Source organism: Bacteroidia bacterium, assembly GCA_025056095.1.
GTDB lineage: Bacteria > Bacteroidota > Bacteroidia > JANWVE01 > JANWVE01 > JANWVE01.
In genome coordinates this window covers 1-10,144 of record JANWVW010000101.1, presented here as the reverse complement: position 1 = coordinate 10,144, position 10,144 = coordinate 1, and the positions used below count along the sequence as shown (strand labels likewise).

At 35.9% G+C, this 10,144-nt stretch carries 8 protein-coding genes; 4 read left to right on the top strand and 4 right to left on the bottom strand.

Annotated features, from left to right (window positions below):
• Positions 1-202: 202 nt before the first annotated feature.
• Positions 203-2,893, top strand: a complete 2,691-nt coding sequence (locus NZ519_08475) for an ATP-grasp domain-containing protein (GenBank protein ID MCS7028786.1) — start codon at positions 203-205, stop codon at positions 2,891-2,893.
• On the opposite strand, the gene NZ519_08470 is transcribed toward NZ519_08475, so the two are convergent.
• From NZ519_08470 to NZ519_08455, 4 genes are read right to left on the bottom strand one after another with little or no spacing between them, the layout of a single operon-like run.
• Positions 2,873-3,679: a DUF3667 domain-containing protein gene (locus NZ519_08470; GenBank protein MCS7028785.1), complete on the bottom strand. Its 807-nt coding sequence runs from the start codon at positions 3,677-3,679 to the stop codon at positions 2,873-2,875. The two genes, NZ519_08475 and NZ519_08470, sit on opposite strands and share 21 nt — an antisense overlap.
• A gap of 14 nt (positions 3,680-3,693) precedes the next feature.
• A complete protein-coding gene (locus NZ519_08465) occupies positions 3,694-4,458 on the bottom strand; it encodes an ATP-binding cassette domain-containing protein (GenBank protein MCS7028784.1) in 765 nt (254 codons plus the stop codon).
• 23 nt (positions 4,459-4,481) lie between these two features.
• Positions 4,482-4,997, bottom strand: coding sequence for a hypothetical protein (locus NZ519_08460; GenBank protein ID MCS7028783.1), 516 nt, complete (start codon positions 4,995-4,997; stop codon positions 4,482-4,484).
• A 5-nt stretch (positions 4,998-5,002) separates the two neighbouring features.
• The gene (locus NZ519_08455) at positions 5,003-5,533 is read right to left on the bottom strand and encodes an RNA polymerase sigma factor (protein MCS7028782.1); all 531 of its coding nucleotides are present in this window, start codon (positions 5,531-5,533) and stop codon (positions 5,003-5,005) included.
• A gap of 112 nt (positions 5,534-5,645) precedes the next feature.
• Here NZ519_08455 and NZ519_08450 point away from each other — a divergent pair, with 112 nt between their 5' ends.
• The 3 genes from NZ519_08450 to NZ519_08440 all read left to right on the top strand — a co-directional run bounded on the left by NZ519_08450 (position 5,646) and on the right by NZ519_08440 (position 10,059).
• Positions 5,646-6,179, top strand: a complete 534-nt coding sequence (locus NZ519_08450; GenBank protein MCS7028781.1) for a tetratricopeptide repeat protein — start codon at positions 5,646-5,648, stop codon at positions 6,177-6,179.
• Between the two features lie 52 nt (positions 6,180-6,231).
• On the top strand, positions 6,232-8,589 hold the full coding sequence (locus tag NZ519_08445) for an MMPL family transporter (GenBank protein ID MCS7028780.1): 2,358 nt from the start codon (positions 6,232-6,234) through the stop codon (positions 8,587-8,589).
• Between the two features lie 207 nt (positions 8,590-8,796).
• The gene (locus NZ519_08440; GenBank protein ID MCS7028779.1) at positions 8,797-10,059 is read left to right on the top strand and encodes a cystathionine gamma-synthase family protein; all 1,263 of its coding nucleotides are present in this window, start codon (positions 8,797-8,799) and stop codon (positions 10,057-10,059) included.
• Positions 10,060-10,144: the final 85 nt, after the last annotated feature.

The window sequence follows — 10,144 nt, the reverse complement described above, 5'->3', positions numbered from 1 at the left end:
GATAGCCCAGTGCGTAGCGCAGCGAAGCACCGAAGCGTGAGCGTAGCCCGAAGCACGCCGACCTTGCCCACACAAGCGCAAGCGAAGTGTGGGCAAGGGCACGCCCAAAGAATTAAAATTTAATTGTAGCATAAACCACGTTTTGGGATAGAAAAATGTCAATATGCTTTGCTCTTGTTAAATTTTCTAACTTTGCATACTCATGTTAAAAGTAGGAATTTTATTTGGCGGAAGTTCTGCAGAGCGCGAAATTTCTTTTGCAGGAGGTCGCACGGTTTATGACAATTTAGATAAAAGTTTGTTTGAACCTATCCCTATTTTTATAGATAGCTACCACAATTTTATTGAGCTAAATTGGCAATATCTTTACAAGGGTACTATCAGGGATTTTTATCCGCCTACGCACGTTAAAAATACCTCTTTGTATGGATTTCAACTGTATATTGAAAACATTTGTGCCGCAGATGATCCTTTCATTGAAACAGCTATATCTGCCGTAGGTAAACGCATCTTTATTGAAGATTTGCCAAAGAAAATAGATATCGCTTTTTTGTGCTTGCATGGCAATCAAGGGGAAGATGGAGCTATACAAGGTTTATTAGAATGGTTAGGTATTCCTTACACAGGAAGTGGAATATTAGGTTCAGCTATGGGGATTGATAAAGCTTGGCAAAAAGATGTATATCTTCAAAATCGCTTACCTACGCCCGAATACATAACTATTTACCAGGACGATTTTGTTAAACACAAAGATAAAAACGAACTGTTTGAGCAAATTGTACATTTGTTGGGTTTACCTTTGGTCATAAAACCTGCTCGGCAGGGTTCAAGCATAGGAGTAACTATTTTGCCTGAAACTTGCAGTGCGCATGATTTTGTTCAAGCTATTTACAAAGCTTTTGGCATAGTAGAGATTGAGTTAGCTGTATGGAGGTCGTTATCTACTCAACAGAAAGTACAACACTTAAAATCTGTGATTGACCTTAAACAAGGTATAGGTCTGCCTGTTTATTTGAATGGTTCGTTAATTCGCCACCCTGATGGGCTGCTTTCGGCATTAGATATTTTGAGCGAATTGTATCCCAAAGCTATAGCTCAATTATGGGCATCCCAAGCAGACCAGGAAATTATCGTAGAGCAATACATCAAAGGGCGAGAATTTTCTTGTATAGTAATTGAAGATCTCAACGGACAAGTAGTAGCACTTCCCCCTACTGAAATAAAAAAGACAGGCGATATTTATGACTATTCGTCTAAATATATGCCGGGTAGAAGTAGAAAAATTACCCCTATGGAAGTAGATGAAGCTACTCTACAAAAAATTTGTAAGCGAGCAGAAGATTTATTTTACATATTAGGAAGCGAAGTCTATGCTCGGATTGATGGTTTTTTGAGTGAAGATAATCAAATTTACCTCAATGACCCAAATACTACGTCAGGAATGCTACCTTCTTCGTTTTTCTTTCATCAAGCAGCAGAGATAGGTTTGAATCCCTCGCAATTTTTGACATATATTATTTACACTTCTTTGCAAGCTCGCAAACTTACAGGTAAAAATCCATATAAGGTAGAGGATATACAAAAGCGATTAAAAAGCTTACTTGAACAAAAAAAAGAAAAACAAAGCAAAAAAATACGTGTAGCCGTAGTTATGGGTGGATACTCTTATGAACGCCACATTTCAGTAGAAAGCGGTAGAAACGTATATGAAAAACTTTCTTCCTCCACACAATTTGAACCTATCCCTGTTTTTTTAATAGGCGATGAAAGCTATTTTGAACTATGGCAAATTCCTGTTAGCATGATGCTCAAAGACAACGCCGATGATATTAGAGATAAAATTCTGCATCTTTCTGAAAAAGAGAATGCTGTACTAAAAGAGATTAGAAACCGTACAAAAGAAATTGTAGAACTTTTTGGTAATCCTGCATCTGTTGAAAAACCTAAAAAAATTCAGCCTGAAGAATATAAGCAGATTTTTGATTTCTGTTTTATTGCTTTACACGGTAGACCTGGCGAAGATGGACAACTGCAAACTCATTTAGAAAAATATGGTATTCCTTACAATGGTTCAAGAGCAGATACTTCTGCTATTACCATAAACAAATATCTAACCAACGAACTTTTACAGCAAGCAGGTTTCAAAGTAGCTCGCCATGCTTTAATAACTAAGCAAAACTTTACACAATACCGTTCTATGCTCAAATTTTTTAAGTTTCCTTTGGTAGCCAAACCCGTAGATGATGGTTGTAGTGCAGCAGTTGTTAAAATTAAAACTTGGTTAGAGTTAGAAGCTTATGCATCTCTTTTGTTCAGAGAAACGGATACTTATCCAAAAGAAGCCTGTAAAATTTTAGATATTGATGAAAAAATAGAATTTCCTAAGAAAAACGAATTTTTAGTAGAGGAATGGGTAGGTAAAGAGAGTGCGGACCATTTCTTGGAAATTACGGGTGGACTACTGACTTACTATGATGAAGAAGGAAATATTCAGTATCAAGTTTTTAATGCATCTGAAACATTAGCCGAAAAGGAAATTTTATCTATTGAAGAAAAGTTTTTAGCAGGGCAAGGTCAAAATATTACTCCTGCTCGATACGACCTAACTCAACCTGAACTTCAAGAGTATGTTAATCAGGTTGTCAAAGAAACACTTCGGCAGGTGGCTATTGTACTCAATATTCAAGGATATGCTCGCATAGATGCCTTTGTGCGCGTATGGAAAAATCCGCTTAAAGTAGAAGTCATTATAATTGAAGTTAATTCTTTACCTGGAATGACACCTGCTACTTGTATATTCCACCAAGCAGCCTTAGAAAATTACAAGCCGCTTGATTTCATACAAAAAATTATTGAGTTCGGCATGCAAAGGTCAAAAGTTCAACCTCTCTAACAACAATTCTTTACCTACTATAAAAAACACTAATCCTATTGAAAGAGCCATAACTACTACGCCACTAAGTAGGCTAAAAACTATAAACTTGTATGTAGTTTTGAAGGCACTTTCTTGATAAAATTCCTTCATGAATATCCATAGATACACGCTAGAGATGAGTACATTTACCACACTCAATGAACTCAAATAAGAAATGAATAAAAAGGGTAAGCTTATCAAAAACACAAAAGAATAATAGTGAAGCATTAAAATGAGATGGTCTATGAACAAGTATTTTTTAGTGTTGTAGTATAGACCGGTAAGAATTAACGCTGTCAGAGGTACAGATATCAACATTGCGTTTGGAAATTGCTTAATAAACTGTAAAGCCAGCTTTTGGGACTCTAATCGTTCAGGATTTTTTGCCGCTTCTGGATTAACCTTGATCTTAAAGATATAACCACTAGATTTTTGCTCTTGATTATGTAAAAATTGAAATCGCATTCCTATGACGAAAAGCAGGCTTAAAACAAAGTATAAGCGAATCGGAACTGTGTAATCTCTCCTTTTACCTTGTAAATATAACTGACTTAAACGCCAGGGTTTAATTATCAACACTTTCAGTGTTCTGATAAGTTTTGTGTCCAAGTTAAAGTATCTTGAAAAATAATGGCTTACTAGCGCTTTGAAACTAACTCTATAATCTATGTTTTCTTGACCGCATTGAGGGCAAAAGTTATGTTCCTTTACTTCATATCCACAGTTGAGACATGTATCACTTTTAGGTAAACGAGTATTTAGCATACAGAACTCAAATTTTAATCATTTTCAGGTAAAGATAGCCATTTTAGAATAATTTCAGGTTTTAAGTTGCTTTTTTCTTCCAAAGATAAATCCCGTACAATCTTACCTTTATGCATTTGCACTAATCGATTGCCGTATTGTATCATATCAGGAATATTATGAGTTATGAGCATACATGGAATTTGGTACTCTTGTACAATTCTTTGGACTATTTTCATAACTGTATCCGCGGCAGCTGCATCTAAGGCAGCTGTAGGTTCATCTAACAGTAAAAGTTCTGGTTTATGCCAAGTATGCATCAGTAGCGATAAAGCTTGCCTTTGCCCACCTGATAATTTACCCATTTCTTGGTCTATTTTATCTTCTAGTCCCATGTTGAGCAGGGCTACTTTTTCTTTTACTTTTTGTCTAAAATTTGAGGTGATAGCTATGTTTAATCCTAGTTTTTTATTTTTTAGATAAGCTAATCTAAAATTCTGCACAATAGAGAGCTCTGCTACGGTACCTGCTAATGGGTTTTGTGCTATTTTAGCAATCTTTTTACTTCTTTTTACTGTGGAAAGATAAGCAATATTTTCTTTGTCCTGAAAAATACTTCCTTTATCCAAAGTAATTTCACCTGTTATTGCATTGAATAAAGTGGTTTTGCCGCTACCGTTACTTCCTATAAGGATAACAAAATCATTATCCCCAAGGGTAAGCGATACGTTGTCTAAAGCTTTTATCTGTGTATAAGCGTCTATTACAAAGGTTTTAGTGGCGTTGGTAATAGTAAGCATAACGCAGCAAAATTAAACGTATTTCATTCGTTGAGATAGCGTTTAAGCTTTTTAATCCGTTTATATTTTTCTTTTTGAAGGTAAGATTTGTGTTTCTCTATACTCATATCGGACAAGGGCTGCTCGGAAGTGGTCTGTTGGTCTAAGTCAAAAGAAGCTTTTTCTAGGTCTTTTATTTGCTGAATCAAAGATTGAGCATATTCATCTTGGCATTTTACTGGCTGAATTTGGCAGAGAGTTTCTATTTCTTCAATCTCAATTGGCAAAGATTCAAAAACAGGTCTTTGATACAAGTGTGTGTCTATATCTTCTTCGGTGTATAGAATTTTTATCTCTTGGGAAGATTTATTCTCAATAGGCTTTGAAACTAAAAATAAGCTAGCGAAAGCAACAACTAAAAAGCACGCCGCAGATAACCAAACATAGCCCCAATATACTTTTCTTTGGCGATTTGCGGCATCCAAACGCCGTTCTATATTTTGCCAAACCTTATCCGAAGGGCGATATGTAGGCAATTTTTGATATACCTTGTTTTTCATATACTTCACTTCAAAATAGGTTGTAACTTTTGTTTAAGCAATTGTTTAGCATAATGTAGTTGAGACTTAGAGGTACCCACAGAAATTTGCAACAGTTCTGCAATTTCCTCATGTGAATAACCTTCTACTTCCGCTAATATAAACACTTGCCGACATTTTTGGGGCAAGGAAAAAATACATTTCTCTAAATACTCTATATCTATGGGCTTTTCTATCATAGATTCAAACATTTCTTCTTTATCTGCAATTTCTATGCTTTCAAGTGGAAAGCTTGTTTTTTTGCTTTTTTTAAGTGCAGTGCGCACTACAATTTTCTTAATCCAAGCTCCCAATGTGCTTTCCTTTCTAAACTTATGAATATGCTTAAATACTTGAATAAAAGCTTCTTGCAGGGCGTCCTCTGCATCTTGATAGTCCGCGCATAACCGCACTGCCAAAGTAAACATACTTTCACAGTATTGCTCATATAGTAATTTCTGAAAACGTCTATCTTGGTCTATGCATCCCTGTATCAAAATGTCTTCTGGAACCTGCACAGTGATAACTTAAAGAGTATAAAATTTGGGTAAAGGTTGGAAATATAGACAAAAATTATCAAATAAAATTGTGCTAAACATGTAAAAATTATAGATTTGCCCAATTAAAAATATGAAGCAGGTATTTTATTTCATTTTCACTATATCCATTTTTTGGATTGCTTGTCAAAATCAAAAAGTAAGTGCAGAAAAGCAAATAAAACTTATTGAAGACAGAGAAAAAATGATATTTGGAAATATCAACCAAGCAGCTGCTCAACTGCCTGTGATAGATGTAAATGCTATAAAAGACTTAGCTACTCAATATGAGCAGTTCGCATATATGTTTCCTAGTCATGAGAAAGCACCAGAGTTTTTATCTCGGGCAGCTAATTTTTATGCCAGTCCCAATCTCAAAATGTACGAAAAAGCAATTTTCATTTATGACAAATTGGTAAAAGATTACAGTAAAACACAGCAAGCCGAAAAAGCTTGTTTTATGAAAGGTTTTATTTATCATAATGAGTTAAAAAAGATAGACAAAGCCAAAGCTGCGTATGAAGACTTCTTGAAGCGCTATCCTAAAAGTGAATTAGTTCCCAGCGCTCAAGCTGAACTTCAATTTTTAGGCATGAAACCCGAAGATTTACCTTTTCTCAAAAAATAACTTGCTAAATACTTGTAAAGTGTAGTAATATCGTTACTTTTGCACAGCTAACATGTGGCAAATAGTTTCTCGGTTTATCCTTCAAGCACGAGTATGGATTTTTGTAGGAGTAGCCATTTTTATAGTGGTAATGATATACTTAGGGCAAGGGCTAGAGATGGATTATGGATATGCATCAGGTAAAATTATCCCTTCTACTCATCCTGACTATGTTTATTATCAACGCTTCAAAAAAATATTCGGCGATGATGGCAAAGTAATGTTTGTGGGTTTCAAGAAAGATAGCTTAGAAAATCTACAAGGTTTACAAGCCATTTATGAACTTTCCGAGAGACTTAAACATACCGAAGGCGTAGAAAGAGTGTTGAGCATTACTCATGCCCCTATTTTGTATGTAGATAGCACTCAAAAAATAAAAATCCGTCCTTTATTTGAGCATAAGCCCACCAAAGCCGATGTAGATAGCTTTGCTAAACAAATACAACGACTCATTTTCTACAAACACGTTATTTTTAATCCCGATAATAATGTTTCCATAATTGCAATCAACCTTAAAAAAGAAGTTTTAGACTCTAAAAAACGAATAGAAATCACTCAAAACATAAAAAAAATATGCCAAGAGTATGAAGCACAGCTGGGTGGTCAGTTATACTATTCAGGCTTGCCTTACATACGATCGGCTATGGTACTTAAAGTATCCCAAGAGCTGATCAAGTTTTTAATCCTTTCTGTTGTGGTTACTATTGTGATTTTATACCTTTTCTTTCGTTGGATAGCCATTATACCCGTTTCTCTTTTTGTAACAGGATTGGGCGTAATTTTCTCTCGCGGATTGATGAGTGCTTTGGGGTATAAAGTTAATCTGCTCACAGCATTAGTACCTACCCTAGTGATGATAATAGGCATTCCTAACACTATTTACTTCGTAACAAAGTATATTGAACTCTATCGCCGCAGTAGAAACAAAGTGTATTCCGTCAAATACATTATAGAGCATATTGGGGCTATTACCCTGATGAACAATTTAGTTACTTCATTGGGCTTTTTGAGCTTATCTTTTACGCAAATAGAAATGTTACAACAATTTGGATTAGTAGCAGGTATTAGCATTATCGTAACATACATTTTATGTTTGCTGCTTATTCCTACTTTTTTGATTATCATTCCTGCACCTAAAAACGCACAGTTCAAGCACTTAGATAGCAAATTTCTTAATGGCTTTGTACGCTTTATTGAGTTTTCAGTGCGAGCACGCAGACCTGTAATTTACACAATAGCTTTGGCACTGATAGCAATATGTAGCATAGGCATGACTCATCTCAAAGCTAATAGCTATATGTTAGATGATATACCTAAAAAAGATGTTTTGCAAAGAGATTTGAAATTTTTTGAAGACAATCTCAATGGAGTTATGCCTTTGGAGTTAGTAATTGACACACAGCGTAAAAATGGGCTATTGAGTCTGAGTGCATTACGAAAAATGGAAAAAGTATCTGACACGTTGTACCAAAAGTATAGTGCATACTTATCTAAACCTATTTCAATGATTGAAATACTCAAATTTGCTACGCAGGTAGTGTATTATGGTAATGATACAATGGGCTACACGCTGCCTACGGCTTCTCAATACAGAAACATGGCTACCTTTATTATTCGCAGTAAAGATAGTATTCCTATTCTTTCCAGCTTAGTGGATAAAGATTTACGAACCGCAAGAATAACTTTTCAAATGAAAGACGTAGGTTCAAAAAAATTGACTGAGTTATTTCCGCAAATTCGCAAAGATGTGCAAAGTGTAATGGACACTACTTGTAAAATTCACATTACAGGCAGCAGTGTAATGTTTAGTTGGGGCAATTACTACTTAATCAACAACCTAATTGAAAGCATTATTGTAGCTTTTGTCTTAATTGCAATTTTAATGGGGATATTATTTTTCAACTTCAAAATGTTGATTATCAGCTTATTGCCGAATATCATTCCATTGGTTTTAACCGCAGGAATAATGGGCTTCACTAATGTATTACTCAAACCTTCTACGGTTATTATATTTAGTATCACTTTTGGGATGACCATTGATAATGCCATTCGCTTTTTAGCCCGTTATAGAGTAGAACGCAAAAAACACAAGTTACCTGTCAAAGAAGCTACTTACAGGGCTATTTATGAAAGTGGAATTAGTGAGATATATACCTCTATCATTTTGCTGTTTGGTTTTGGGATATTTTTATTTTCTGAATTTGGCGGAACGCAAGCAATGGGAATGTTAGTTTCTTTATGTTTAGGAATAGCCATGTTTTCTAATTTATTTGTTTTACCTGCTTTGACTATTTCTATTGCAGGAGAGAGAGATAAAGGGGAAGGCATTATTGATTTACCTGATGAAGAAGAGAATGGAATCAAGGCATAAGGAAGGATTTGATAATTTTTTAAGTTTTTTTTTGGGGCGTGCCCCTTGCTGACGCAAGGGTCGGGGCATTCCGCACGTAGCCCGTAGCACGCCGACCTTGTGGGCTTTTGCCCACAAGGGCACGCCCAAAAAATTATTCAAAACGAAAACAACTAAACAATTAAAAATTTTGACTTTTTTACGTATCTTGCAAACACAAATTCTACTATGAAAAACATCAATAAAAAACTACGCCCCGAAAGCTTAATGATGTCCTACGGATATAAACCTGAACTCTCCGAAGGGGCTATAAAAAGCCCTATCTTTCAAACTTCTACATTTGTATTTAAAACAGCAGAGGAAGGTAAAGCCTTTTTTGAAATTGCTTACGGACATAGACAAAAAAAAGAAAACGAAGAATTAGGGCTTATTTATAGCCGTATCAACAACCCTGATTTAGAGATATTAGAAGATAGACTCTCCCTTTGGGATGAAGCAGAAAAGTGCGCCGTGTTTGAAAGCGGCATGTCTGCCATTACCACAGTTTTATTAACTTTTCTTTCCCCAGGCGACATAGTTTTGGTAAGTAACCCCTTATATGGTGGAACTAGCCATTTTGTGCATAAAATACTACCCCGTTTCAATATACAAGCTGAATTCTTTTATCACTACGAAACTGAACAAAACATTATTGAACGAATTGAAGATAAAAAACTTAAAGACAAAATCGCCTTAATATACGTAGAAACCCCTGCTAATCCTACTAACTACTTGTTTGATATTGGCTTAGCTCGGACTATTGCAGACTATTGCTCTAAACCCGACAAAAAAGTGTATGTAACCGTAGATAATACCTACATGGGACCTTTGTGGCAGCACCCTTTGAAGCTAGGAGCGGACTTAGTGGTATACTCTGCTACCAAATACATTGGAGGACACAGCGATGTGATTGCAGGTGCGTGCCTGGGCAGCCAAGAACTGATTAACAAAGTTAAATACATGCGCACTTTTTTAGGTAACATGGCAGGTCCTTGGACAGGTTGGCTGTTGCTTCGAAGTTTAGAAACTCTTAAAGTCCGCATGGAAACACAAGCCCACAATGCTAAGCATGTAGCTCAATTTCTTAATCAACATCCAAAAGTAGAGAAAGTGTATTATTTAGGCAATCTTACGGAAAAAGATGGGCAGCAATACCTTATTAAGCAGAAACAATGTCTTTCAGATGGCGCTATGATTTCTTTTGATATCAAGGGCGGTGAAAAGCAAGCTTTTCAATTTCTCAACCATCTCAAATTGATTAAGCTTGCAGTTAGTTTAGGAAGCACGGAGAGTTTGGCTGAACACCCCTACACTATGACTCATGCTGATGTAGATATACAGGAAAAGATACAATTAGGTATCACAGAGAAAATGATACGTTTATCTATTGGCGTAGAACATTACGAGGATATTATTTGGGATATAGAGCAAGCCTTAGCCTTTGTAGATTAGAAAAATGGTTTTATTTTTTTGGGCGTGCCCCTTGCTGACGCAAGGGTCGGGGCATTCCGCACTGCGCTTCGCTTCGGTACTTCGC

Excerpts from the sequence above, each read along its gene's own strand:
- NZ519_08445 (MCS7028780.1), top strand. The coding sequence starts at position 6,232 with ATGTGGCAAATAGTTTCTCGGTTTATCCTTCAAGCACGAGTATGGATT.
- NZ519_08450 (MCS7028781.1), top strand. The coding sequence starts at position 5,646 with ATGAAGCAGGTATTTTATTTCATTTTCACTATATCCATTTTTTGGATT.
- NZ519_08470 (MCS7028785.1), bottom strand. The coding sequence starts at position 3,679 with ATGCTAAATACTCGTTTACCTAAAAGTGATACATGTCTCAACTGTGGA.
- NZ519_08440 (MCS7028779.1), top strand. The coding sequence starts at position 8,797 with ATGAAAAACATCAATAAAAAACTACGCCCCGAAAGCTTAATGATGTCC.
- NZ519_08460 (MCS7028783.1), bottom strand. The coding sequence starts at position 4,997 with ATGAAAAACAAGGTATATCAAAAATTGCCTACATATCGCCCTTCGGAT.
- NZ519_08475 (MCS7028786.1), top strand. The coding sequence starts at position 203 with ATGTTAAAAGTAGGAATTTTATTTGGCGGAAGTTCTGCAGAGCGCGAA.
- NZ519_08465 (MCS7028784.1), bottom strand. The coding sequence starts at position 4,458 with ATGCTTACTATTACCAACGCCACTAAAACCTTTGTAATAGACGCTTAT.